The 24,804-nt window shown below is 54.8% G+C and carries 27 protein-coding genes and 1 pseudogene; 10 read left to right on the plus strand and 18 right to left on the minus strand.

All coding sequences use genetic code 11. From position 1 onward, the window contains the following. Positions 1-76: 76 nt before the first annotated feature. Positions 77-730: a DUF2306 domain-containing protein gene (locus DFP98_RS36690; protein ID WP_116065606.1), complete on the minus strand. Its 654-nt coding sequence runs from the start codon at positions 728-730 to the stop codon at positions 77-79. Between the two features lie 138 nt (positions 731-868). Then, positions 869-1,237 carry a winged helix-turn-helix transcriptional regulator gene (locus DFP98_RS36695; RefSeq protein ID WP_116065607.1) on the minus strand — a complete coding sequence of 123 codons (369 nt, stop codon included), beginning with the start codon at positions 1,235-1,237 and terminating at the stop codon, positions 869-871. Between the two features lie 115 nt (positions 1,238-1,352). Between DFP98_RS36695 and DFP98_RS36700 the strand changes: the two genes are divergently transcribed. Continuing rightward, positions 1,353-2,390: a zinc-dependent alcohol dehydrogenase family protein gene (locus tag DFP98_RS36700; protein WP_116065608.1), complete on the plus strand. Its 1,038-nt coding sequence runs from the start codon at positions 1,353-1,355 to the stop codon at positions 2,388-2,390. On the opposite strand, the gene DFP98_RS36705 is transcribed toward DFP98_RS36700, so the two are convergent. Beyond that, positions 2,366-3,250: a LysR family transcriptional regulator gene (locus DFP98_RS36705; protein WP_116065609.1), complete on the minus strand. Its 885-nt coding sequence runs from the start codon at positions 3,248-3,250 to the stop codon at positions 2,366-2,368. The genes DFP98_RS36700 and DFP98_RS36705 overlap by 25 nt on opposite strands. Positions 3,251-3,365: 115 nt before the next feature. Here DFP98_RS36705 and dapA point away from each other — a divergent pair, with 115 nt between their 5' ends. Further along, positions 3,366-4,241 carry a 4-hydroxy-tetrahydrodipicolinate synthase gene (gene dapA, locus DFP98_RS36710; RefSeq protein ID WP_116065610.1) on the plus strand — a complete coding sequence of 292 codons (876 nt, stop codon included), beginning with the start codon at positions 3,366-3,368 and terminating at the stop codon, positions 4,239-4,241. Positions 4,242-4,270: 29 nt separating this feature from the next. Here the strand turns inward: dapA and DFP98_RS36715 are convergent, their stop codons facing one another. From DFP98_RS36715 to DFP98_RS36725, 3 genes are read right to left on the minus strand one after another with little or no spacing between them, the layout of a single operon-like run. After that, a complete protein-coding gene (locus DFP98_RS36715; RefSeq protein ID WP_116065611.1) occupies positions 4,271-4,573 on the minus strand; it encodes a putative quinol monooxygenase in 303 nt (100 codons plus the stop codon). Further along, complete coding sequence (locus DFP98_RS36720) at positions 4,566-5,564, minus strand: helix-turn-helix transcriptional regulator (RefSeq protein ID WP_116065612.1); 999 nt, start codon at positions 5,562-5,564, stop codon at positions 4,566-4,568. The genes DFP98_RS36715 and DFP98_RS36720 overlap by 8 nt, the downstream gene beginning before the upstream one ends. Positions 5,565-5,621: 57 nt before the next feature. Beyond that, positions 5,622-6,113, minus strand: a complete 492-nt coding sequence (locus DFP98_RS36725; protein WP_116065613.1) for a DinB family protein — start codon at positions 6,111-6,113, stop codon at positions 5,622-5,624. A gap of 206 nt (positions 6,114-6,319) precedes the next feature. Between DFP98_RS36725 and DFP98_RS36730 the strand changes: the two genes are divergently transcribed. Genes DFP98_RS36730 through DFP98_RS36740 form a run of 3 tightly spaced genes read left to right on the plus strand, consistent with a single transcriptional unit; the run spans position 6,320 to position 7,951 of the window. After that, positions 6,320-6,808 (plus strand): hypothetical protein, encoded by a 489-nt coding sequence (locus tag DFP98_RS36730; protein ID WP_116065614.1) that lies wholly within the window; start codon positions 6,320-6,322, stop codon positions 6,806-6,808. 30 nt (positions 6,809-6,838) lie between these two features. Beyond that, positions 6,839-7,459, plus strand: coding sequence for a TetR/AcrR family transcriptional regulator (locus DFP98_RS36735; RefSeq protein ID WP_116065615.1), 621 nt, complete (start codon positions 6,839-6,841; stop codon positions 7,457-7,459). An 18-nt stretch (positions 7,460-7,477) separates the two neighbouring features. Next, the gene (locus tag DFP98_RS36740; RefSeq protein WP_116065616.1) at positions 7,478-7,951 is read left to right on the plus strand and encodes an SRPBCC family protein; all 474 of its coding nucleotides are present in this window, start codon (positions 7,478-7,480) and stop codon (positions 7,949-7,951) included. A 17-nt stretch (positions 7,952-7,968) separates the two neighbouring features. Here DFP98_RS36740 and DFP98_RS36745 read toward each other — a convergent pair whose 3' ends face one another. The 6 genes from DFP98_RS36745 to DFP98_RS36770 form a co-directional block, all read right to left on the minus strand. Then, positions 7,969-8,262 (minus strand): DUF2277 domain-containing protein, encoded by a 294-nt coding sequence (locus DFP98_RS36745; protein ID WP_116065617.1) that lies wholly within the window; start codon positions 8,260-8,262, stop codon positions 7,969-7,971. Between the two features lie 194 nt (positions 8,263-8,456). Further along, a complete protein-coding gene (locus tag DFP98_RS36750; RefSeq protein WP_116065618.1) occupies positions 8,457-9,509 on the minus strand; it encodes an NAD(P)/FAD-dependent oxidoreductase in 1,053 nt (350 codons plus the stop codon). Between the two features lie 80 nt (positions 9,510-9,589). Then, entirely contained in the window at positions 9,590-10,321 is a 732-nt protein-coding gene (locus tag DFP98_RS36755; RefSeq protein ID WP_246017120.1) for a polysaccharide deacetylase family protein, read from the minus strand. A gap of 121 nt (positions 10,322-10,442) precedes the next feature. After that, the gene (locus tag DFP98_RS36760; protein WP_116065620.1) at positions 10,443-11,345 is read right to left on the minus strand and encodes an aldo/keto reductase; all 903 of its coding nucleotides are present in this window, start codon (positions 11,343-11,345) and stop codon (positions 10,443-10,445) included. 7 nt (positions 11,346-11,352) lie between these two features. Continuing rightward, positions 11,353-12,342, minus strand: a complete 990-nt coding sequence (locus DFP98_RS36765; RefSeq protein WP_116065621.1) for a hypothetical protein — start codon at positions 12,340-12,342, stop codon at positions 11,353-11,355. Further along, the gene (locus tag DFP98_RS36770) at positions 12,303-12,899 is read right to left on the minus strand and encodes an RNA polymerase sigma factor (protein WP_116065622.1); all 597 of its coding nucleotides are present in this window, start codon (positions 12,897-12,899) and stop codon (positions 12,303-12,305) included. Before DFP98_RS36770 ends, DFP98_RS36765 begins: the two co-directional genes overlap by 40 nt. A 149-nt stretch (positions 12,900-13,048) precedes the next feature. Between DFP98_RS36770 and DFP98_RS36775 the strand changes: the two genes are divergently transcribed. Next, positions 13,049-14,617: a histidine kinase N-terminal 7TM domain-containing diguanylate cyclase gene (locus DFP98_RS36775; RefSeq protein WP_116065632.1), complete on the plus strand. Its 1,569-nt coding sequence runs from the start codon at positions 13,049-13,051 to the stop codon at positions 14,615-14,617. On the opposite strand, the gene DFP98_RS36780 is transcribed toward DFP98_RS36775, so the two are convergent. Further along, a complete protein-coding gene (locus tag DFP98_RS36780; RefSeq protein WP_116065623.1) occupies positions 14,614-16,242 on the minus strand; it encodes a helix-turn-helix domain-containing protein in 1,629 nt (542 codons plus the stop codon). The two genes, DFP98_RS36775 and DFP98_RS36780, sit on opposite strands and share 4 nt — an antisense overlap. Before the next feature lie 182 nt (positions 16,243-16,424). After that, positions 16,425-17,465, minus strand: a complete 1,041-nt coding sequence (locus DFP98_RS36785; protein WP_181918162.1) for an ABC transporter substrate-binding protein — start codon at positions 17,463-17,465, stop codon at positions 16,425-16,427. A gap of 446 nt (positions 17,466-17,911) precedes the next feature. Between DFP98_RS36785 and DFP98_RS36790 the strand changes: the two genes are divergently transcribed. Continuing rightward, positions 17,912-18,694, plus strand: a complete 783-nt coding sequence (locus DFP98_RS36790; RefSeq protein ID WP_116065625.1) for a TerC family protein — start codon at positions 17,912-17,914, stop codon at positions 18,692-18,694. A 132-nt stretch (positions 18,695-18,826) separates the two neighbouring features. Here the strand turns inward: DFP98_RS36790 and DFP98_RS36795 are convergent, their stop codons facing one another. Further along, the gene (locus DFP98_RS36795; RefSeq protein WP_116065626.1) at positions 18,827-19,345 is read right to left on the minus strand and encodes a YcxB family protein; all 519 of its coding nucleotides are present in this window, start codon (positions 19,343-19,345) and stop codon (positions 18,827-18,829) included. 229 nt (positions 19,346-19,574) lie between these two features. Between DFP98_RS36795 and DFP98_RS36800 the strand changes: the two genes are divergently transcribed. Together DFP98_RS36800 and DFP98_RS36805 are read left to right on the plus strand one after the other, a co-directional pair. Beyond that, positions 19,575-19,934, plus strand: a complete 360-nt coding sequence (locus tag DFP98_RS36800; RefSeq protein WP_116065627.1) for a DUF3992 domain-containing protein — start codon at positions 19,575-19,577, stop codon at positions 19,932-19,934. Positions 19,935-19,967: 33 nt separating this feature from the next. After that, entirely contained in the window at positions 19,968-20,360 is a 393-nt protein-coding gene (locus DFP98_RS36805) for a DUF3992 domain-containing protein (protein WP_116065628.1), read from the plus strand. On the opposite strand, the gene DFP98_RS36810 is transcribed toward DFP98_RS36805, so the two are convergent. Beyond that, a complete protein-coding gene (locus DFP98_RS36810; RefSeq protein WP_147310335.1) occupies positions 20,352-20,726 on the minus strand; it encodes an S-Ena type endospore appendage in 375 nt (124 codons plus the stop codon). The genes DFP98_RS36805 and DFP98_RS36810 overlap by 9 nt on opposite strands. A gap of 514 nt (positions 20,727-21,240) precedes the next feature. Next, entirely contained in the window at positions 21,241-21,570 is a 330-nt protein-coding gene (locus tag DFP98_RS39575) for a hypothetical protein (protein ID WP_220377224.1), read from the minus strand. A 1,635-nt stretch (positions 21,571-23,205) separates the two neighbouring features. On the opposite strand from DFP98_RS39575, the gene DFP98_RS36820 reads away from it, so the two are divergent. Further along, the gene (locus DFP98_RS36820; protein WP_116065630.1) at positions 23,206-24,426 is read left to right on the plus strand and encodes an MFS transporter; all 1,221 of its coding nucleotides are present in this window, start codon (positions 23,206-23,208) and stop codon (positions 24,424-24,426) included. 198 nt (positions 24,427-24,624) lie between these two features. Here the strand turns inward: DFP98_RS36820 and DFP98_RS39580 are convergent. After that, positions 24,625-24,804 (minus strand): annotated as a pseudogene (locus tag DFP98_RS39580) (hypothetical protein); the annotation flags it as partial.

Consider the following 24,804-nt stretch of genomic DNA (forward strand, 5'->3'; position numbering starts at 1 on the left):
ATACGCAACTCGCACAAAAAAAGAGGCCGCCCCGTAAGGTCGCATTCGACCTAAGGGCAACCTCTGGCTATTTGGGTTAACGACTCCGACGAGTTCTCCGCGACAGCAGCCAGCTTGCAAGGAGCAGATTCGGGACCCAACACAGCCACGCAATGATGCTGTAGTAGACGTTATACGGTCCCATCCCGAATAGGACGATTGCGAGCGGAAGATAGATTCTGAGCGTCACGGCAGCCAGAGTCAACGCGTAATTCAGCGTCATCCACTTGCGGTGCTTCGCAAGGTCGCGACCTGTGCGGATCGCATTCAGGCCTTGGCCCAGCGTATACAGCCACGCCAGCGAAAGCAGCAGAAATCCCAGGCTTGATGCCCAGCCGCCCGTTGCACGGAAAGACATAAATACTCCCGCCACAGCGGACAGCAGCACGGCTACGCCGTAGATTCGCCCCAGCGTCCGGTGCAGCCCGATCGATCTCGCCCGCAGCTTCCCGACGAATTGCACCCATCCGACGCCCAGCGCAACGACACCGCCCGCAATGTGCACATACAGTGCGGAATACCATAGATCGCTTAATCCCATGATCTTCAGCTTTTCCTGCACAAATGCCGACGCGCCCGTTCCGAAACCGAAATACTGAATCGCCAGAAACAAACTGACCCCAATTGCCAGAAAGGCAATAACGCCTAGTCCTTTGCCCCCGCTTTTACTTCGCTGCGCCGTTCTCGTCACCTTGGTTCCCCCTTCACGGGATTGCCTCCAACCCCTCGGTTAAACCAAGTTTACCAAATTCCCCCTCACGGAAAATCAGACCTCAGGTGAATCTTTCCCTGTACTTAAGACGGAGTCGGACGACGATTCCGAGCTCGATTAATAAGCTCCGCGGTCGTATTCTTCCCTCGCGGCCTTGACGGCCCCGTAATGGGCTGAAGCCCAGCTTTTCAGCATTAGCATGCAGGGAATAAGCGTCTCGCCAAGGGGAGTTAGAGAATATTCCACGATGGGAGGGACGGAAGGCACGACCTTCCTGCGAACAAGACCGTCCCGCTCCAACTGCTTCAGCGTCTGAGTCAGCATCTTCTGTGAAATCCCTTCGATTCTGCGTTGGATCTCCCCATAGCGGATCGTGCCGCCTTCCAGAGCATACAAAACGAGCGCGGTCCATTTGCTCGAGACGATCTCCAGAACGCGGCTATAGCTGCAAGCTTCCAGGGAAATATCGGGCGTCGTTCCCGCCATGCTCCCGCCTCCTTTACGCACTTTCGGGTTCGTAACCGACCTCAAAGTGCCTTCTTACCAAAGTTTAGCGAATGCCTTATGGTAAGTCTATCCCAGACAGAAGGAGAGATGAACCATGCAAGCATTCGTTATTCCAGGCGAGTTCGGATTGGACCGACTTGCTCGCGTTGACCGCCCGATTCCGGCTCCCGGCCCCAATGAAGTGCTTATTCGCGTAAAAGCCGCCTCCTTAAACGCCCGCGATCTCGGAGTCATCGGCGGCTTCTATAATCCCGATCTGAAGGGTCCTCTGATTCCGGTGTCCGACGGCGTAGGAGAGGTGGTCAAGCTTGGGGAAGGAGCGACCCGGTTCGGCTTGGGCGACCGAGTGAGCCCAATCTTCACTCAAAGCTGGATCGCGGGCGAAGCGACGCAGGCGAATTGGACCTCGACGCTCGGCAGCCCGCTTGACGGACTGCTTGCCGAGTATGCGGTATTTCACGAAGAGAGGCTCGTACTCGCGCCAGGCCATCTGACCGACGTAGAGGCGGCCGCTCTGCCTTGCGCCGGCGTTACGGCCTGGCACGCCATCGTCGAAGAAGGCCAAGTTAAGGCCGGAGACACCGTTGTCGTGCAAGGAACCGGCGGAGTCTCGCTGTTCGCCCTGCAATTCGCCAAGCTGCAGGGCGCTAGGGTTATCGTAACGTCGAGCAGCGACGAAAAGCTGGAGCGCGCAATCGCTCTGGGAGCAGATCACGGCATTAACTACAAGGACAATCCCGACTGGAACGATGCGGTGCTCTCTTACACTGGGGGACAGGGTGCCGATCATATCGTCGATCTGGGCGGGGCGGCCACGCTTGCGCGCTCCATTGCCTCGCTTAGAGTCGGAGGCCGAATCAGCCTCGTCGGTCTCTTGTCCGGAGGGAAGGTCGAGGATTTCCCGATCGTTCCGGCCATTCTCCGGAAAGCGCGGCTTCAGGCGATCAACGTCGGAAGCCGCGAAATGTTTGAGGCGATGAACCGCGCTATCTCCCAGCACGCGCTGCGTCCGGTCGTCGATCGGGTCTTCCCTTTCTCGCGCTCGGTCGACGCCTTGCGCCATCTGCAGAACGAGTCCTACTTCGGTAAAATTGCCATCCGATTCAATCAAAACGAGATCCCGTCCGGCTGAAGGGAATCCAGAAATGTATGCAAGGCATGCGAGACCCACTTGCGGGGATGAATGCACGATTGCAAGCTCAAGCGGAGATCGGGATGGGAGAACGGGAGCGCGACCAGTTCCCCTCTTCCAAGCTCGGCGTCGGCGGCCAGCCGGGGCAGGATGGCAATTCCTCCTCCGGCGGCCACGCACCCTTTGACCGCTTCCGGATTGCCGATCTCCAAGCTGATTCGGTACGGAATGCCTTCCGACCTCAGCAGCTTCTCCAGCATCATCCGATAGTTGCAAGTCTCCTCCGTCATGATCCACTCTTCGCCGCTCAGCCGCCGCAAGTCCACGGCGTCAAGCCGTGCAAGCGGATGATTCGGCGCGGAGACAAGCACGAGCGGCTCTTCGCGAATTTCCGTCCATTCCAAAGCGGGATCGGTCGGTTCGCCGACGAGCATAAGGCCGAAATCGAGCTCCCCCTCCTTGACCCGATGAACGATTCGATCCTCGCGGTCCGGCTGCAGCCGGATGTTCAGCTCCGGATAGCTATGCCGAATCCGCTGTACGAACGGCGGAAGATAGTAGGCCGCAAGCGAATCGATCGTGCCGATCGTCAAGCTTCCCCCTCCTTGCCTCGCCAGCTTCTCCTTGGCCTGCTGGTGCAGCTCCAGCATTTGAGTGACGGTCTTCAGCAGCTCTTCGCCCGCAGAGGTCAGTCGCAAGCCTCGGCCGTACCTCTCGAACAATTGAACGTCGAATTCTTTCTCAAGCTTCTGAATTTGCGTCGTTACGCTCGACTGCGCATACCCAAGCTGCTCGGCGGCTCTCGTGAAGCTCTGCCGCAAGGCGACCTCCCGGAAAGTCTGATAATAGATGAGATCCACGCTGTTCGCACCACCCATCAATATTATTGATAATGGTTATTATATATTATAGATAACTATGATGGAATATGACGTGATACAGTAGGTTCAAACCGTTTGTTAAGGAGGCAATTCCATGTTGAGCCAAGCGGAGTTAAAAGGAATTTATGTCCCCGTCGTCACGCCCTTTTTGCCTGACGGGGAATTGGACCTGGTCTCTTACGAAAGATACGTCAAGCATTTGCTGGAGTTTGAAATCGATGGGCTAGTGGTAGGGGGAACGACAGGGGAAAGTCCGACAATCTCATGGGAGGAAGTCGTAGAGCTAGTAAGCATAACTCGGGACGCATTGGGAGCGCGAAGCGTTCCGATTGTCGTCGGAACGGGAACGAATAGCACAGCGGATACCGTACGAAGAACCGAAATGGCCGGTCGGATCGGCGCGGACGCCGCGCTTGTCGTCACTCCGTACTACAGCAGGCCGTCGGAAGCCGGCATTCTGGAGCACTACCGAAGAGCATCCCGGACGGGCGTGCCGGTGATCGCTTACGAAATTCCTTCCCGAACCGGCATTCGGCTGTCTGCCGAGACGATGCGAGCAATTCTCGAGCTTGACGGCGTCATTGGACTAAAAGATAGCTCCGGCAGCCTGACTTTGCTGCAGGAGCTCGGTAGTTTTGCTACTAAGCCTGTACTGTGCGGAGACGATGCCCTTCTCTACGATATGCTCCGCCTAGGAGCCAGCGGAGGCATTTCGGCTTCGGCAAACGTCTGTACAAGGAACTTCATCGAAGTCTGCCGGCAGGCAGCGGCCGGCAATTACCCGGCAGCAAGTAGAGTGTTCGACGGGCTGCGACCGCTCATCGACGATCTGTTCCGCGAACCGAATCCCGCGCCGCTCAAGTGGCTGCTTGCGAGGCAAGATCTTCTTGCTGCCGATGCCGTCCGGCTGCCGATGAGTCAGATTACGTCAGCATTGCAGCAACGGTTGTCCCGTTACTTGGTCGAATAACAGACACTCATGCTGCCGGTCAAGGAAAGCTACATTCCTTTGCCGCCCAAAGGACGCAGCTTCACCGGCTTCACGCCGGCGATCAGCGGCCGGCAGCGTTGGATGACAGCCAGCACGCCCTCGTTTTTCAGGGATGCGGCATGAGCTTCCTCGGTCTCCCACAACTCCGTAATCCAAAGAACGTCCGGTTCGTCCACCGACTCGTTGATGATGTAGAAAATGCAGCCTTCCATTCCTTGCAAAGTCTCGGCCGACTCCAGCATCAGGCCCGCCAGCTCGTCTCGCTTACCCGGGTGAGCAATCAACTGTCCCAACATGGAATATTTACTCATCCAATAACTTCCTCTCTACTGTAAGTTGAGATAACGTCGATTCGTAATATGCCGCCATTCGCGAAGCGACCTCCGCCATTCTTCGGACGAGAGGCTCGGACTCGATCTTCAACGCTGTGCCGTAGGGCATTAGGAAATAGGGAACGTAAGTGTCTAACGTAGATCGCTCCAGTCGGAACACCGCCTCCTCCGGACTGCGTTCGGCCAGCGCGTGTCCGAACAGCCAGTGCTGGCACAGCTCGTTCAGCGCCTGCTCCTGCGCTTTGATCCTTACAGTTTCAAGCTCCTGAGAGCCGGCGTCGGGAAGCAGGCTTCCAAGGAGAAAATCCTTGGCGGAGAAGGAGGCCGGACGTTCGAAGCGCCCTTCCGTCTCCCGCAACGCTATAATACGGTCTACACGGAAGCTTCGCGGCTCTCCGCGATAGCCGCAATGTCCGACGGCATACCAGCTTCCTTTCCAATATACGATGCCGTAAGGGTCGAACGATCGGGTCGACGGGCTGTCTCCCTTCCCGCGATCGTACTCCATCTCCAGCGTTCGCCCCTGGCCGGCCGCTTCCTCGAGCACCTGCAGGAAAGTTCGATATTTGCCTGCCAACGGCGGATAGATGACCGATAAACCGCCGCTATGGCGCTCAAGTCGATCCAGCTGTTTCTCGTTCGTGTAGCGCTTAAGCTTGTCCACCGCCCTGTCCACCGCCTCCGAGTGCGGATAGCCGGCTTCCCTCGCGAACACGGCGGCATGGATCAGCCCCTTCCGCTCATCCGAGTCGAACAGCAGCGGCGATTCGGAAAAGCCGTCCAAAATGCGGTAGCCTCCATTTGGGCCCGAATCGGCAATGATCGGAACTCCGCTGGCGCATAGCGAATCGATGCACCGATAAACGGTCCGCACATGTATCTCCAGCTTCTCCGCTAGCTGCTGTGCCGTCATTCGTTTTCCTGAACGCAGCATCCACAGGATCGATAACATATTGTCCGCTTTGGTCACGGCTCAAACCTTCTTTCCCGACATGGGGACTGGAAACCACCTTCATTGTACGTCAATTTAAGCGAGAGGCGCCATGCCTTTGTCGACCCAACTCTCGTAAGTCGGGCCGTAAATTTCCGGAGGCCGCAATCCGGCCTGCCTCATCAGCACCGTTATCTGTCCCCGATGATGTGCCTGATGCATCAAGGTAAACCGCAAGGAATCGCCGTTCCCCCACTCTTCTCCCATGATCGTCTGCGTCTCTTTCAGAGAGGCATCGCACCATTGGGTTCGTACAGCCTCAAGCATAGCCGAACAGATGCGGCGGTATTCCTCGGCGATCGCAACGGCGCGATCCGGTTGTTCCTGCTCCCCAGCCTCGAAGTCAAGCCCTAACGCAGTCATATAACGAAGCGAAGTCACCAGATGCCATGCCAGAGTTCCCAAGGTCCGGCGATCTGCAACGATCGCCTGTTGCAGGGAATCGTCGGTCAATGCGCTCAGCACCCGATCGGTCAGTTTCGCCTCACTCTCCCACTCCGCCGCAAAAGCTTCAATTGTCGCAAACATTCTTCTTCCTCCTTTATCGTTCCTTCATTTCAATAGCAGTATAAGCTTTGATCCCTGACAGAAACGGTCAGTCATTCGAAAATCGCGGCAAATTGCACAAATATAACTGCACCTTCGCTTGACACCCTTTCATGTCGAATTTATAATTTGGTCATTCAATCAATATTTTGATCGTTTAATCAATTAATGATAAAGGAGAAAAGAAAATGACGAACGAGACCGGTTTCACGGCATTTTTTGCCCGTCTGCCTCTATTCGCGGCCCGCATAATCAGCCTGGCAGTGATGCTGCTGGGAATCGCGGTTCTTTGGTCGGTATGGTTTTTCTATGAGGAAAGGTGGCGGCACGGCGAGCTGATCAGTTATTATGGAATACAGCCGCTGCTTATGATTGGAGGCGGAACGCTGGCGTTCATCTCGGGCTGTCTGATGATGACGAGGAGCTTGCGGGGAATCCAGCTGCTTAAGTTGGCTTTGAGCATCATTCCGCTTATTCTGGCGCTACGATTGATCATCCTGATCGTCAGGGCGATCGGGTACGCGGTGAACTGGATCGGAGATCATGCCGCAGAGTTCATGGACGGATCGATTCTGACTCGGATTGGCGACATTAACCCGCTCGGCTTTGCTCCTCTAGCCATCGTCATCCTCATCGCCATAATCGTTAAGATCGGAAAGAAGAAAAGCAGTCAGTAACCGTCTTCCATTCGATAAGGAGATCGACCTATGACCGACCATCAACCGGAGGAGAAAACGTCTTTTATTGCCGAGGCGCGGCGCGCCCAGATTTTGAAAGCCGCCATCGACACGCTGGACGAGATCGGCTTCTCCAACGTAAGCTTGGCTAAAATCGCGAAAAAAGCCGGTATTAGCACGGCGCTTATCTCGTATCATTTTAAGGACAAAAACGACCTCATGGATCATGCGCTGTTCGCCTTAGTCCAGGAATCTACCGCCTATGTACTGAACAGGACGCAGACGTCTGCTTCGCCCCTGGATAGACTGCGCGCCTATATAACAGCCAGTCTGGCCTATCAGGGGACGCACCCGAAGCAGTATGCTGCGCTGCTGGAGATTGTTTTCCACTCCCGTACCCCGGATAATGTTCCTTACTACAAAATCGATGACGACGAGGAGGAGCCCGTGGCTGCCGAGCTGCGCTCGATATTGCAGGAAGGACAAGCCGCCGGGCAGTTTGGAAGCTTTAACGTCAGCGTGATGGTTAATGTGATTCGCGGGGCGATTGGAGAGTTTCTATTCAATCAGCATGCAGCGGCCCATCTCGACCTGGAGACCTACACAAACGAGCTGCTGGCAATCGTGGAAAATGCGGTTCGGGTTCGTTAAAAGATTGGAGGACATCTTATGTTAGCCAATGTATACAAGTCGGAAAAAGGGTATGTCGCACGCTACGAGCAGGATTTGGAGCATTCTGCACATCATGCGTGGACGTGGCTGACGGACAATGGGAAGTTGTCGCAATGGTTTGCCGAGCTAAGCTCAGACGATCTTCGCTCAGGCGGAAGAATGCGCTTTGATATGGGGGACGGAACGTTCGAGAATATGACGATCACGGATTTCTCGGAGGGATCCGTACTGGAGTACGAATGGGGCGAGGATAGTGTCCGTTTCGAGATCGAGCCCCGACCGAACGGCTGTCGACTTGTGTTGATCGAGACGATTCGCCGGATTACGGAGCATACTCCGAAGGATCTGGCCGGTTGGCATGTCTGTCTGGATGTCGTGCAGGCTCTGATGGACGGCAGGCCAATTCCAGCCCGTGAGGACGAGTGGAAAACGAGATATGAGCAATATGTTCAGGCGATTCAGGCGCTTTAAGCCGAATCGCCTCTTGTCTATTCCGCCGGAGCGATGCGGACGGGAGTCCCGAAGCGCTTGGCGGATTTGGCGCGAGCGCGCGCAACTTCGATAGTCCGATCGCGCGAAGGAGCTCGGGTGACAAGCGATTCGAGCAGCCTCTGCGCGGCTTCGCTTACCTCTCTCACTGCAAGAGAGAAAGCTTCCTCATTCGCTTTCGACGGCTCGTTAAAGCCGGACAGCTTCCTCACGAATTGAAGCGCAGCCGCCTGCACTTCATCGGGCGTAGCCGGGGGATCGAAGTTGAACAGCGTCTTAATGTTTCTGCACATCGCTTCTCATCCTCTCTTTACCTTCTTGGCTTCACGACAGATATTCTCCGTGTCCAACACCTTCATTATTAATCAATAATCGTCCCCGCGCAATGAAAAGCAACCTCAGATACTTTGATAAAAAAAAGCACCTGGTCGCTGACCAAATGCTTTTTCGCTATGGAATTACGCCCAGGCAGTCCGATGATTTCAGCTTAATTCGCGAACAGCTGCTTCTTCAGTTCCTTGTTGCGTTCCATAAAGATTTCATTATGCGAGGAAACCATACCCCAGGCGTAGGCCTCCGGAGTAATGAATTGCTTCGCTTTGTTAACCGCGTTGGCCGAATCCTGAAAGGCTCCGGCAATGAGATGGAGCTTGCCGTCATGACCGAGAATATCGCCGGCAGCATACAATCCCGGCACGGACGTCTCGCTCATCGGAGTGCCCGCGATCGCCCACTCGTCCCTCATCTCGATTTTGACCTGGCTGTTCGAAAGCAAATCCTTATCCCTCTCGTACCCGTGATTGATAATGACTTCTTCTATCTCCAGCTCAACCTGCGCTCCGTCGTCTTTGTTGCGCAGCAGCACCTTCTCGATCGCTTCTTGGCCCGGAACGGCAATCAGCTTCTCGATCTCGGTATTTAGCAGACAAACGACAGAGCTGGAAAACAGTTTGGACACTTCGGCTTCGTGTCCTTTCAGCGTTTCATTGCGATAAGTCAGATACACTTTCTTCGCAATCGGTTCAAGCTCGTTGGCCCAGTCCACTGCCGAGTTGCCGCCGCCCGAGATCAGTACGATTTTGTCTTTAAAACGCGTCAGCGACTTGACCGTATAATGAAGGTTCGTAACCTCATATTTTTCGGCGCCTTCCAAATTCAGCTTGGTCGGCTTTAGAATGCCGCCTCCGACCGCCAGAATAACCGTCCTGGAATAATGCTCCGCTCCCGATGCCGTATGTAGCACGAAGATGTCGTCCTCTCCTTTAGAGATAGAGGCGACCTTCTCTCCCAATACGATCGTCGGATCGAACGTTTTCCCCTGTGCAATCAACTGCTCGATCAGCTGCTCCCCGGTGATCGGCGTGACACCGCCGACATCCCAGATCAATTTCTCCGGATAGACATTAACCTTACCGCCCAGGAAGTTCTGAAACTCGATGATCTTTGTTTTAAGCTCCCGCAATCCGCTATAGAAAGCAGAGAACAACCCTGCTGGGCCGCCTCCGATAATCGTTACGTCAAAAATATCCTTGTCACTCATCCTTTATCCTCTCCCTCATTCTCCTGACCGTCCTAGTGCCTCGGACTTATTGTATCACAAGTCATTGAGAATGAAAATCATTATTGGGAAAGAGAGATTGAATAAGGATCGACAAAATCATACTCCATGTCCTTGAGCTCGGTCAGCAAATTGTCCAATGCCTCGACCGTCCAAGGTAGCTCATGCATCAAGATGTTGGCGCCGGGATGCGCCAGGTCGACGATGTGCTGCGCCAGCGCCTTCGGATCGTTGCTGTCCGCCGTCATCTCCCAATCCCGAGAGTCAATCGAACAGGTGACGACCGCTAGCCCCGCCTTCCTCGCGATTCCGGAAATCTCATTGTTAACGCTGAGATACGGCGGGCGAAAAAACACGGGAGCCGTACCCGTAATGTCCGTCACGGCTTTCTGGACATCCCCGAGCTGCTTCGCGACAGTCTCCTTGTTTTCCGCGCTAAGGTCGATGTGATCCCAGGAATGGTTGCCGATCATATGGCCTCGCTCGTATACCCGCTTCACCAGCTCTTTGTTGTTCTCGATTTGGGGACCGTTCATAAAGAAGATAGCCTTAGCCTTATGTTTGTCCAGCGCATCCAAGATTTTCGCATTCAGCGCTTCGTTCGGGCCGTCGTCAAACGTGAGCAATACGATCTTGGCACTGCTTGTTGCCGGATCCAGGGGGATTACGGTTTGGGTAGAGGCGTTAATTTGGTAGACCTGCTCGACCGCCTTCGGATTCCCCGAAGAGCAAGCCGCTTGCAGAAACAGAAACAAGGCGAGGGCGCAGTATAAAAGTTTCTTCCCAACGTTCATTTTCAATAGCTCACTCCTCCGTACCAATCAGGTCGTCTATGCCGCATATTCCAATTCTAGCGGTATCGGAGGAGCGAAACGAGATAACAGATTAGCTATTTCTTATACAATGCAACGTTTTTTATCGATGATCGCTATAGATGTTCGGTTTACTGAACGAGCGAATGACTGCAAGCTCCTCAGCGGACAGCTCAGGGGTCTGCGACGCGGAGATGTTCTGCAGCAGTTGCTCCTTCGAGCTCGCTCCGGGAATGGCGACTGCCACCGCGGGATGACCAAGCGCGTATCGAATCGCCAACTGCGTGAGGTTTCGATCCGGGCTCTCCAGCTCTTGCAGTCGTTCTCGAAGCGCCTTGATCTCCTCCAGATCATAGTCGGGCAGGCTTCTGGAAGGCTCCCGTTTCGCCGCCAACGTCCCTTTGGCCAACGGACCTCTGGCGATCACGCTTATTCCTCGCTCCTGAAGATGAGGAAGGACCGCTTCCTCTGCCCGCCGATCCACGATGCTGTACGAATTCATCACGCTGACGATGGAGGATTTGGCAGCATATTCACGGATAACGTTGGGACGGATCGAAGAGATGCCGTACGCTCGTATTACTCCTTCCCGCTTCAACTGCTCGAACGCCTCGATCGTCTCGTCGATCGGATCGTCAAGCGTGCCCCCATGAAGCTGGTACAGATCGATGTAGTCCGTACCAAGTCTTCTTAGGCTTTCTTTGACCGCGGATAAAATGTATTGCCGGGAGGGGTCCCAGGTCCATCCGTCTTGGCCCGGAATCCGCCGGTTGCCGACTTTGGTGGCCAACACTACGCGATCTCTACGCCCCCGAATCGCTTGGCCGACGATTTCCTCGTTGCGCCCGTCGTCGTACAAATCCGCCGTATCCAGCAGATTGACGCCCCGTTCCAGCGCCTCGTGAATCAGCTCGACAGCGTTTCGCATCTCCGTCCCCAGAGACATGCACCCCAGTCCGATCTCGCCGACGAGCAAGTCGGAGCCTCCCAAGCGTTTTTTTTTCATCCGTCGTTCATCCTTTCTTCTCTAACCATTCTCGGACCAGTTCCAGCAATTGCTCCCTGGAAAGCTTGGCGCCCTTAAAGTTCGTAAGCGTATAATAGGCATCCTGATCTTCGTCGTACCAGTTCAGATACCCGTAGCTCAACGTCGCCGTCTTAACTCCGTCGTTGTTCATTTCTTTCACGATCTCTTTCTTAACCTCATTATAAACAACTTCAGTGCCGGCTATCTCGATTTTTTCGGTCGTCTGATCCTCCTGCTTCTCGGCATAGACATCCTTTCCGTTCAGATTGGTCGCGTATATGCCGATGCGGGTGCCAGCTTTAGAATAAATCCCGCTGACTCCGGATGCGCTCGACCAGGGAATCGCCTTCATGACCATATTCTCTTTGTCGGACGATTGGGAAGCTAGCCGTTCAAGCTCCTTAAGCGTGTCTTGGTATAGCTTCGTTCCCTTTTCGGGCACGGCCGGGCTTATTTCCCCGTATTCGAATTCGTAGCCGCCCATCGCTTGCGGAAATTCGCGCGATTCGATCCGTTCGATCGCCAATACAAAATCGGGATAGGACTGCAAACGCTTCGGTTTAAAATGAAATTGCATCGGGCCTAACGGAAGGTTCGCCCCATCCTTCGCGTAGACGGCGATCAACTCCCCAGGCTCCGCAAATTTCCGGGCTTTGGCGATGTACTTCTCATACGGATTATCCGTGATTCTCCCCGTATCCGGCGGAACGAATTGCACCTTCACATCTCCCGATTTATTTCGGAGCTGGATATATTCGGAGGCGCCATAGGCCGTTACGGAAACGACCAGCAGCAAGGCGAACAGGCTTGCCAACGCCGTTGAGCTTCTCATCGTTCCTCCAAACTTAATTCGGCGAGGAGCCTGGCCGGAAATACGGGACATCACCTTGTCCGCAACGTCGATCTCCGGAATTCGCCTCGGGTAGACGGCATTATTCAAATCTTCGTATTCATGGGCAGCTTCGAGTCTTTCCATGGCATGTCCTCCTTAATGTTCATGGATTTCTGAACCTTCTTCTTAATGCGCTGCAGCCTTTTCACCAATGCGTTCGGGCTTGTCTGCAAAATCGCGCCGATCTCGGCAAAGCTCTTCTCTTCGAATGCCCGCAAAACAAGCAAGCTCCGCTCCTCGGGCGTCAGCTCCGATAGCGCCTTCGCCAACGAGGGATGATACAACCGATCGTCAAGCTCCTGCTCCGGACTGGCCGCCACCGTCTCCGGTCGGAAGATTCTCATGACCTGCCGGTGAATACGGCGTCTCCTCAGCACGTTCAGGCAATGACGATAAGCGATCCGATACAGCCAAGCCTGAAAGCTGCCCGTACTTCGGTACTGGTCCAGAGATTGGAAGGCTTTAACCAGAATATCCTGCACGGCATCCTCCGCATCCTGCCGATTGGCGAACAGACGGTAGCAATAACGAAAAATCGGCTGCTGGAACGCTCTGACGATCAGCTCGTACTTCTCGGTCTCCCCCTGCCTTACAGCGTCGATCCATATTTCCAGCTCATCTGTATGGAGTGTGGGTTGCAACGATTTGGACACCTCCTGAAGCTTCGTATATCCTTATAACACTTGAGCCCTGCAAAAAGTGCCGCGGTTTGCAATAATACTGACCAGCGCCGGGAGCGGATGTGTTACGATAGCAGCATAGATCACCGCGAATGGAGTCGAACGATGAAATGGATTCGCAGTTGACGGCGTACATTACTTTGGTAAGCGTGTCGGGTATTTTCAATGTTTTCCTCGGCCTCTACGTTCTGTACAGAAGACGGGAAATTCCAGGGTCCCGCACCTTTATTCTATATATGACCGCTCTGTCCATCTACAGCTTCGCCTACGCTTTCAGCCTAGCCAGCGATACGCTGTGGAAAGTGAAGCTGTGGACGGTCGTCGAATATATCGGCATGCCTTTCTCCGCGCCGCTCGGGCTCATGATCATTCTCCGCTATCTCGGCTGGAAGACGACCCGGTGGCAGACCGCCGCCTTGTTCGTCATCCCCTCCATCACGCTGCTGATGGTCGCCACCAACGACTACCACCATATGTTCTATAAAGTCATCCAGATCAAGGAAGGCATGTCCCTCCCCTACCTCGATATCGAAATCGGCGAATGGTATATTGTTCACGGTATTTTCACGTCCAGCAGCCTTCTTGCCGCCACCGTGCTCTTGCTCGGCAGATGGAGACAGACGCGCAAATCTTATAGACCGCAGCTTGCAACTCTGATTTTCGGGCAGCTTCTCCCGATGGTTACCGCTTTCCTGTATCTTATCGGCCTGACTCCCGCAGGCATCGATCCCGTTCCGATGGTCATGTGCGTGACCTCTGCTCTGTATATTTGGGCCATTCTGTCCACGAAAATGTTAACCGTTATCCCCATCGCCAAAGAGACGATCTTCGACAGCATGAGGGAAGGCGTTATCGTCCTGGATGCAGCGAATCGTCTGAGCGACTACAATCACGCGGTCGGGCGGATGATTCCCTCCCTCGGCCCGAATCTGATCGGGAAAACGCTGGACGAGGTCTGGAATGTGCTGACCGGGTCCCCGTACCCTTTCGCCCACCGGCCTGACGGCCGGGCGGAGGAACTGGTGTGGACGACCGATGGAGCGGAGCAGATCTATCAAGTCCGTTATTCCCCTCTTCTGCACCGCAACGGAGATGCCGCAGGCGGCCTGCTTATGTTCATCAACGTCACCGAGCTGAAACGGCTCCAGCGCGAATTGGAGCATCAGGCCTACTATGACGGTCTGACGCAAATTCTTAATCGCTCCCAATTCATTAGCCGCAGCCGGACAATGCTGGAAGAATGCCGGCGGAACGGCCAACCCTTCACCGTCGTGCTGTTCGACGTCGATTACTTCAAGCGGGTGAACGACAACTACGGACACGAGACGGGAGACAAGCTTCTCGTTCATGTCGTCGACGTCTGCAAAAGAAAAATCCCCCAGGACACGCTGTTCGCGCGTTACGGAGGAGAGGAGTTCGTGCTCGCGCTTCCTTCTACGCTTCAAGAGGGATTCGCGATTGCGGAACGGTTGAGGCAGGCTCTTGAATCCGAGCCGTTGACAGCTTCCGGTGAGGAGATTGCGGTCACTTCAAGCTTCGGAGTAGCCGAAGCCGAGAGCGGTCGGAACGATGCGCTCAGCGCTCTGCTGCGCCAAGCCGACGAGGCCCTGTATGCATCCAAACGCGATGGCCGCAATCGAGTCACCCCCTACAGGGCTCCTTCCCTGCTGCGCAGCTAAGAAGCTGTACGCCCCTTCGTCAATAGCTGTGCCAGCAGCTCCAATTGGCCTTCTATGGAGATCGGATCGAAAAAAGAGAAGCTGGCCCGATCCAGCACATACGCTCTGCCCTGCTCCACGGCGGGCAGGCTTCTCCAGATCGGGTTATCCTGCACATGCCGAATGCCTTCGCCCTCGTCCGACACGAAGAGGTACTCCGCGTTCGCGGCATAGAGCGGAAGCTTCTCCAGCGGCAGATTCTGTACAATCTGCAGGCCGCTGTCGATCGCTTGCCGCTGCACGTACTCCGGGATTCCGAACCGCAATCCGCGATAGATCGGCCAGCCGCTGCGACCGTAATTGTCTCCGAATACGGAGAACTCCCGGCCTTCCCTCTCGAATCTGACAATCGCGGCAACAGGCTGACGGCCTACGATTCCGGACAGCCTCTCGCGGACTTCGGCCGCCCGAAGCTCGAATCGCGATTCCAGCTCGTCGGCGGCATGAGGCCGATTGATCAATCGGCCGATCAGCCTGACGTCCTCGAATATATTGCGCTGGCCCTCGTAAGGCAGCAGAACGGTCGGCGCTATTTTGGACATCGCCCCGTAATTGGATAGGTTGGCATCGTTCATCAGGATAAGATCGGGCTCCAATCTGGAGACGGCCTCCAGAGAAGGCTCGCAGCCGATATCCACAATCCCTTGCTCCATCTCTTGCAGAAATGTGCTGCCTCCCCACCACGTCAGATTGGCCCCGATCGGCTTCACGCCGATCGACAGCAGGACGTTGGCGTAATACAGCGCAACGATTCTCATCCCCTCCCGCGTATCCCGCACGTACTGCTTGGGGGATTGCCCAACCATCTGCTTAAACCTTCTGCTGAAATAATAGACGTCCTTAAAGCCGGCCCGCTGTGCGATCCGTTGCAAGCTCTCGTTGGAGGTGAGCAGCTGTTTCTTGGCCTGGTTCAGCCGCAGCTCGGTCATATAATCCACGGGGCTCTTGCCGGTCAGCTGCTTGAACAAGTGCGTATATTGCCGCGCGCCGATATTGGCTTGCCGCGCCAAAGCGTCCACGCTCATGTCGGCAAGGTCCAGCCGATGCAGCCGGTCTATCGAGCGTCGAACGGCTTCGCGGGACTGGAGCTGGCCACCCGGGTCTGAGCTGCTTCGGCAAAGCTCGTAAAGCAGCTCCTGCAGCCGAAGATGCTGTTTAAACCGGGCCAGCTCCTCTTCCTCGTCGCGGTGACGCAGCAGTTCTTCCAACCGGCCTGCGATCTGGGCGAACGGCTGCGCGTTCAATTCCTCGTACGGCGGGCAATCGAACGGAGCAGCGGCCGTATGCCCGCCCTCTTCTTCCGCGACCGGGGCGGCTCGGAAGGACAGCCAAACCAGCTTCAGCTCGGAGGCGTTGTCGGAGAATACGTCGAACAGCGTATCCGGGGAGAGCAGGAAGCAGCTTGCCCGGGTCAACCGACGCCTTCTTCCGTCAATGACTGCTCCGCCGCTGCCCTGTAAGGTCGCAACGAAGACGTGAGTACGAGCATGCAATCTGTCGGGATGGTCGGAAGCTGAGCAACTGATTTGCGAGATGTCAACCAGTGTGAATAAGTAGGAGCTAAAAGGCAGCGACAAGCGGCCCATCGGGGAATCCCCCTTTTTATGATTGATAATCGTTATCAATGACTAGAGTGCCTTAATTCTAGCCGAACAGAACTCCGCACGCAACAAGAGTCCGTCCCATAAGCAGGGGTTGTGTAAAGCATTGATGAAAAAATAAAGACATCTATCTCCTTGAGATAGATGCCCGCTACATTCTTTATCGATTATTTTTTCGCTAACAGATCCGCGATCAGGTCAATCTGGGCAGAGATGGAGATCGGATCGAAATAGAAGAACTTCTTGTCCAGTTCGATAACGCGATTGCCCTTGACTGCGGGAAGTCCCTTCCAGATCGAGCTGTCCTGGACGACCTCGAGCCCGACCCCTTCGTTGGATACGAACAGATAGTCGGCGTCTTCAACGTATTCCGGAAGCTGCTCCAGCGGCAGTTCCTGAACGATCTGCGCCCCGCTGTCGATGACGGCTTCTTGGATCTTCGCGGGGAATTCCAGCTTCAACCCCCTATAGATCGACCATCCGCCCCGGCCGTAATTGTCGCCAAACGCGGTGAACTGTCCGCCGTTGCCGTCGATGCGGATAATCGCAGCTTTGGCGCCGCTCTTCACTACATTCTCGATTTTGGCGCGCGCGGCCTCCGCTTTCTTCTCGAAATCCGCCCTAAGCTGGCTTGCCGCTTCCGGCTTGCCCAGCAGCTTCGCGACCTCTTCCGCATCTTCGTACACGTTGCGGTTGCCGTCGTAAGGAATAAGCACGGAAGGAGCGATCTTGGCAAATTGCTCGTAATCCTCTGCATTGTTGCTGTTCATAATAATCAGATCGGGCTCCAGCGCCGCTACCGCTTCCAGAGAAGGCGGCCCTCCAACGTCGGTAAGACCGGCTTCCTGCTCCTGCAGGAACGGACTGCCTCCCCACCAGGTCAGATTGGCGCCGACCGGCTTCTCCCCAAGCGCATACAAAATGTGGTGATAGTACAGGGCCACAATTCGCTGCGGATTCGCCGGAATCTCAACGTCGCCGTTAACCGTACTGACGATTCTCGTCTCTCCCTCGCCGGCTTCGGAGGATGCGGATGCTGAAGGAGAAGACGACGGGGTAGAGGTCGGAGATGCGGCTGGAGAATTGGCGGGACTGGAGGCGCCGCCGCTCTCCGCGGCTTTATCGTTCCCGCATGCGCCCAGCAGCGCGGAAACAACGAGAAGCAGCATCAAAGCAACGATAGCTGTAGGCTTGCGAATGACAGACATGATTTTGACTCCCTTTTTTGTAGTGATAATGATTCTCATCATGCTCCTATTATAAGGAGACTATTCGGTGCCAACAATGGAGTTTTCGGAGCAAAAACAGACCAACTTCCCTCCGAGAGGTACGTTTTATGCAAAATCTCCAATTATAGCTTCAAAGTCGACCTCGATCCGGGACGCTTTAATGAAGCGAATTCCTCTGAAACCTCGGATTAGGCAGCACGTATTATTTTTCTAGAAAGCTTGCCGCAACTGAATAGTTCCACTCCAAAGGGGAGTAGCTGTACAATAAAAGTCGTCAATACGAGAGCCGCGGCTCTCCGGCTTTATTGGCATTGCCTTAACGGTGCTGTTAGCGAGACCTTTGTCCAACAAGGCGAAGGTCTCTTCGCGTTCTTGGGAAGAATAAAGCGGTAAGCTTGTCTCTATTTGCACAAGGGGGATTGGGAATGGATTTCGGATTACTGTTGGAGTACGGATGGGTGCTGCTCGTATTGATCGCATTGGAAGGATTGCTAGCTGCGGACAACGCGCTTGTGCTCGCCATCATGGTTAAGCACCTGCCCGAGCAGCAGCGCAAAAAAGCGTTGTTCTACGGTCTGGCCGGCGCATTCGTGTTCCGCTTCGCTTCTCTGTTCGCTATTTCGTTCCTAGTGGACGTATGGCAGGTGCAGGCAGTCGGAGCGATTTATCTACTGTTCATTGCCGCTAACCACATCTTCCGTAAGGTCCTCGTAAAAAAGGGAGAAAAAGAAGCCGCGGAGAAAAAAGAAAAAAAGCAATCCGGCTTCTGGATGACGGTATTCAAGGTCGAGGTGGCGGATATCGCCTTCGCGATCGACTCGATTCTGGCTGCCGTCGCGCTGGCCGTGGCGCTGCCGACGACAACGCTGCCGAAGATCGGAGGAATGGACGGCGGACACTTCATCGTTATTTTCCTAGGCGGATTTCTCGGACTTCTGATCATGCGTTTCGCCGCCAACCTGTTCGTTAAGCTGCTGGAAAGCCGGCCATCGCTGGAGGTCGCGGCCTTCGTCATCGTCGGATGGGTCGGCGTCAAGCTCGCGGTTCATACGCTCGCGCATCCTTCCCTGCATGTCATTCCTCACGAGTTCGCGGAATCTACGGGCTGGAAGATCACTTTCTACGTCGTATTGCTGGCGATCGCCCTCGGCGGCTGGTTCCTGTCCGGCAAAAAGCGCAAAAGCGGAGAATCCGCTCACGCGGCATAATTCAGATTCGAGCCGGGCGCTGCCAAGAGCAGTGCCCGGTTCATTTTCACCTCGTAAAACCTTGACTAACCCACTTTGTTCCGCCATGTAAAATGACATGTTTGGCGATGACGGAAAACTCCACTTTTGACGTTAGCATCTGCGCAGTCTTTTCCCAATTAACTGCTCAAGCATCTCCGATAGCTCGTTGGGACGCCCAGTTACGATGTCCGCTTTAGGGATAATAAACGCTTGCAGATTGCTTATGTAGATATAGAAGCTTGTTTTCGATTCGTAGATTTGATAGACATTGTCCCAGTCCGTTTCCAATGTCGTCTTAAGCCTCGGATCCACGGTCTCGCAAAACAGGGAGCTGCGGTCGAAGCGGTAGTATATATTTTTCATGCTGGCGTATATTTTATTGGTTTTCAGATGCCTTCTGCCCGCCAACGCCAGCAACAGCAGCATTAAGAACGGCGTAACGATTGCGACTGCCCATAAGGTGTACGCGGGCGACGGTTCTCCGTCGAGAAAGGCCAACAAACCGAGAACCCCCGAAACAATTGGCGGTAAATAGGCAATGTACCATTTCCTGCGGAAAAGATGAAACCGATTAAATCTGTAATACTCCTTCCCTCTATTCTCCGTTCTCACTTCGAAAAATTCCGGCATTGCTTCACCTCTGGAATCATGTTTTCAGAATCGTCCCTATGAACTTGGAATGGCAGGGCCGCTTGCAGAAAAAACTGTGTCTCTCACTAATTCTGCTAAGCCTGCCGCTTCTCCTTTTTTCTGTAATTCCACCCTGATCTCCCTAACTTTGGGTATGTATCCACGCAAAAGTAGGACAATTCGCATTAGCTATCTTACACTACCGAATCGCAAAGGAGCTGCTTCATTAATGGGGTGCAACTGCTCGTCTTCCGCTTTATCTTGCTGCCCGGAAAAGGAATACGTCCAAGATAAAGTGTGCAGTCCGTGGTCCGGGGCGAATACGGCAACTTTGACTGTGTACACGAACAATCTAAGCCAAAATATTGTCGGAACCGGTTATTTGCGGTTCGAATCTGGCCCAGGCACGATTACGCTCAACATCCTTGACAGCGCAGGCGGAACGATTGCGACTTTCGCCGCCATTGCCGCAGGAACAAGCATCTCGTTTACTTATCGCCGATTCGCCACGATCCAGGTAGTCACCGCCGCGACAGTCGGTCAGTACGAAGGAGAGTTCTGCATTACCACCCGATATCCCGTGAGCTAGTCCTACTATTATCGATAAAGGTGTTGATTAGAATTGGCCTCTAACTGCGCGACCTCGGCGCTAAGCTGCTGCCCGGACCAGGAATACGTGCAGGATAAAGTGTGCATCCCTTGGACGGGAACGGTGACGGCGGATGATGATGCTCCCGTCCCGATCGTCGTCTATGTCAATAACATGGGTCTGAATCTCTACGCGACAGGCTACTTACAATATGCATCCGGACCCGCGAACGTCACCCTCCAGCCCATCGACTCGGGAGGGAACAATATCGGAGCTCCGATCGCAGTCTCGCCGGGAACGACGACCTCATTTACTTTTCGCCGATTTGCTCAATTGCAGGTCATCCTTCCGGAATCCGATGCAGGGGCGAACGACGGCACGTACTCTGGCGAGCTCTGCGTCACGGTTCGTTACCCTCTAGCCTGATTTGCGCTCTCCCAGTCTGAAGAACGCGGTCACGATATATTTTCCTTCGGCGACTCCCGGCTTGCTGCCCGTCAAGGCCACGTGGATCGATCCGATATTCCGATCTGTATAGGTTCCGGTAGTTCCGGGTTCTATTTGCATGACGAATGAGGATCGGTCTCCGGCAATCGTCATTTGGATACTGCCGCTGCTGGAGGTATCGTTAAATAATGAAACTTGGGTTAACTCTGCCTGTAGGCCTGGGGACATCGTCCACAGCAGCTGCGGGCTTGTTTGGTTTTCCTGAATAAGAAAATTACCGCAGCACTCCTTCTCCGTCAGTTGGGAGGCATTCTCGACTGGAGGGGAGCGCGTTCCTGGATCCAAGATGTTTTCGACCGACGCAGTTCGCGTGCTCGGATCCCACAGGACGGTAGAGTTATCCGTCGAGCGCCACACGACAGGGTGCGACAGCTTCCTCCGCTGCTTCGGCCTGCAAGTCGGCCTTCTGGATCTGCAGGGTTTCCTGTGGGTCGGCCTTCTGCGGATAGGGCAGCGTTTCTGACGGCGGCGGGGCTTTCTCTTTGATTGGCAGCAGGGTTGGCGGTCGGTTGCTCTGGAGGCTTTTGCGGTTTTGGCGGATCTGGTGGGAGGTTTGATTGATTTGATGGGTTTGGCGGCTTTAGCGAGACACAGAAGAGAACGCAGTAAGATGGGGTATAGTTGATTTTTTCCCGTTTTGTATCTGCCTCGCCTATATTGGCTCCGCTTCAATTCCAATCGCCCCCCCCTCGCACCCCTACCTTACTTGTATTAGATGAATGAGGCGGGCAATTGGTTAGCCTATTCGGGTCGATAGAGTCAAAAGAGGGCGCTTGCCCAACATTTAGTTCAAAAGCGACTAAGCGATCTGATGAATGGACCAGACAATGCCTTCGTTCTCGACGCCGCCCAGCGATATGTTGATCGTTAGCGTATCCGCCGCATACACCAACACGACCGTATCCCCCGCATTCAGCTCGACGTCTCCCGCCAGCGTAATCTCGCCGCTGCCGAGAATTACCCTGAGGGTTAGAAGCAGCGCAATGTTGACATTCAACAGTGGAAAAATACCGGTTATAAGTTCCGTGACGACGGGAGAGGTTCTACGCACTCTAAAAGAAGGATACACGCCGGCGCCCAACTGGACGCTCAGAGCGGCGACGGTAGTGTAGTTGATCGTGGCCTTCACCGAATATCTACCCGTTGCCGGAACGGTGAACACGCCTGTTGTCGCGTTAAAGGCCGCATTCCCATAGTAAGGGCTGGCCGTGGACCAGTTTGTCAGAGTAGCATTGGCACTGACGCTAACATTGTTGATTCTCGCGGAAAAACCATTGGTTGCAAAGTTGGGACCCGTCGGGCCTCTGGAGCCCGTCGCACCTCTTGGGCCGGTTGGACCCGTGGGACCTTTTGGACCGGTCGCACCTCTCGGACCGATCGGGCCAGTTGCGCCTGTAGGGCCAGTTGGGCCCGTTGGACCTGCTGCGCCGGTCGGGCCAGTTGCGCCCGTGTCGCCCGTTGGCCCCGTTGGACCTGTTGGTCCCGTTGGACCGGTTGCGCCTGTTGCGCCTGTTGGACCCGTTGGGCCTGTTGCGCCTGTTGGACCCGTTGCGCCTGTTGGTCCCGTTGGACCGGTTGGACCTGTTGCGCCGGTCGGGCCAGTTGCGCCCGTTTCGCCCGTTGGCCCCGTTGGACCTGTTGGTCCCGTTGGACCGGTTGCGCCTGTTGCGCCTGTTGGACCCGTTGGGCCTGTTGCGCCTGTTGGACCCGTTGCGCCTGTTGGTCCCGTTGGACCGGTTGGACCTGTTGCGCCGGTCGGGCCAGTTGCGCCCGTTTCGCCCGTTGGCCCCGTTGGACCCGTTGCGCCGGTTGGGCCGGTTGGACCTGTAACGCCGGTTGGACCCGTTGGGCCTGTTGCGCCTGTTGGACCCGTTGGGCCTATTGCGCCTGTTGGACCCGTTGCGCCTGTTGGTCCCGTTGGACCGGTTGGACCTGTTGGTCCTGTTGGACCCGTTGGGCCTGCAACGCCAGTTGGACCTGTTGGACCCGTTGGCCCGGTCGGACCCGTTGGACCCGTTGGCCCGGTCGGACCCGTTGGACCGGTTGGGCCGGTCGGGCCGATAGGTTCGTCCGTACCGTCGCAAAACAATGGAGGACAGCAGGGGGCGCATTGCTTTTTATGAGAAACACCGTAAACAACACCACTCTCGTTCTCGCAGCTGGAGCAGCAGTCGGAGGTGCTTCCCGTTTTACCGCAGCATGACTTCATTCCGTCCGCCCCCAATCGCCATGCCCGATGTACAGGCTCTTACTAACTATTCAATGTTCCTTTCTTTCATTTTGATTGCGCTCCTGCCGCTGCCTGCTAGATTGATTCATTTATCACGTTACGGACATTGGCCGCAGCTACCTGTCCATTACATCCAAGTCTATCGTCGCTTGAAATGATTGGCCGCCTACCTCCGCCCCCCCACGCTAGCTCAATTGATCCTCGCCCGTTTTATAGTACAGGTCTATTTCGATGGACGCATCCGGCGCAACGTACGAACGTGAAGTCGTTATGGGGGAGGAGGACTTCCGGAGGATTCGATTCAGGAGGACATAATCCGGCTGGCATGACCCGGCGCCACCCCTTTGTTTGTTGCAATGACGAGCCGCGCTTGGTACACTGGCAGTAACTTGGGAGGTGCCGGTTTTGACCCATTCCATCCGTTTAAGATAGTGCAAGAATGAATGAGCAGCTCAGCCGTTTTTTTGTGAAAATGGCATGAGTTTATTGGCGTTTCATTTTTCGCGCAATGTATAAACGAAGGGATGGTTTTTTATGGCGACCAATTGGAAAAAGACATTCACGATTCTGTTCTCTGGACAGATTTTCTCTATACTAACCAGCTCCATGGTGCAATTCGCGATCATCTGGCATTTGACGGCCACGACGGAATCTGCCGTTGTGCTGACGATGGCCGGATTGGTCGGTTTTCTGCCGCAAGCGATTCTCGGTCCTTTCATCGGCGTATGGTTGGACAGATGGAACCGCAAGCTCACCATGATCGCAGCCGACAGCTCGATCGCCCTGTTCAGCCTCATTCTGGGGTTGTACTACTATTTCGGCGACCCTAGCCTAGGGTTTGTCTATGTCATTTTGCTGATTCGTTCAATCGCTTCCGCCTTTCACGCTCCTGCGCTGCAGGCGGCCATACCGTTGCTTGCCCCTGAAGATCAACTGACCCGGGTCGCAGGCTGGCACCAAATGGTGTTCTCGGTATCGACGGTGATTGGTCCGGCTCTCGGCATTGCCGTATACTCAGCCGCTTCTCTAGGCGTTGTGCTGTTCTTGGACGTTGTGGGCGCGTTGATCGCGAATCTCATGCTCCTATTTGTTCCTATTCGTCAGTCGAAGCCCGAAGTTCAGGAGGCTCCCCATTTTCTCAACGAGTTTAAGCTGGGATGGAAAACCTTCGTGCAAGCGCGTCCCATCGTCATCATCACCGCAGCTACCGCGGTGTTCAGCATCGTCTTCATGCCTTTGGCCACATTGTTTCCATTCATGACGCTGTCCCATTTCGGACGCGGCGGATATAGCGCCAGCCTGATTGAAGCGGTGTTCAGCGTAGGGATGATTCTCGGCGGTTTACTGCTGGCCGTCATGGCTTCTAAATGGAAGGATATCACCTATATTTGCTGGAGCTTGGTCATTATCGGATTAACTTGCTTGGCAAGCGGTATGATCGGCCCCGGCGCTTTCGTTGTTTTTATCGCTCTATCGTTCCTGATGGGGGCGGCCTCTCCGTTCTTCAACGGCCCTTATATGGCGATGATCCAAAAAGCGTACGCTCCGGAAATGCTAGGGCGGGTCATTTCGCTGGTCACCAGCGTCATGCTCCTGGCTTCCCCGATCGGGCTGCTGCTGGCTGGTCCGCTCGTCGATAAATATGGCATACAGTCTTGGTTCTTCTGGTCGGGAGTCGTAACGGTACTGACCGGAGCGTTACTCTTAGCGAGCTTCAAGAAACTGCAGGTTTCCGATCCCGCTCCCCAGTCGTAAATATGCCCGTTGTCCGTTGTCGGACTCAAAGTGACAGGGAAGATCTCCCTCCAATGCTATACGCCCCTGAAATCGGAATGGGGAAACCCAAAGTGATTTCAGGAGCGTATGAGGGAGTGTCTACTAGCTATGATTGATCCACAGTAACTCGAATCAGGCTCAAACAGCGGAAGTTTTTGTAGGGAAAATCGTTACTACTTAGGTACCCTGGGGGAAAGCGAAGTTGTCTTGGAAAATTGCAATGAGCGACGGAAGGACAGGAAGACCTTGTTTGCGCAATGTGGAAATAAATCCATGAGCGCGCGCAAATTGATGCGCCCCCTCCCAAGTACGGAATGAGCCGGATACTTTTTGCTTCACCTTGGTCATCCGCAAATC

The sequence above is a fragment of the Cohnella phaseoli genome, from assembly GCF_003386235.1.
In the GTDB taxonomy this organism is placed as follows: domain Bacteria; phylum Bacillota; class Bacilli; order Paenibacillales; family Paenibacillaceae; genus Cohnella; species Cohnella phaseoli.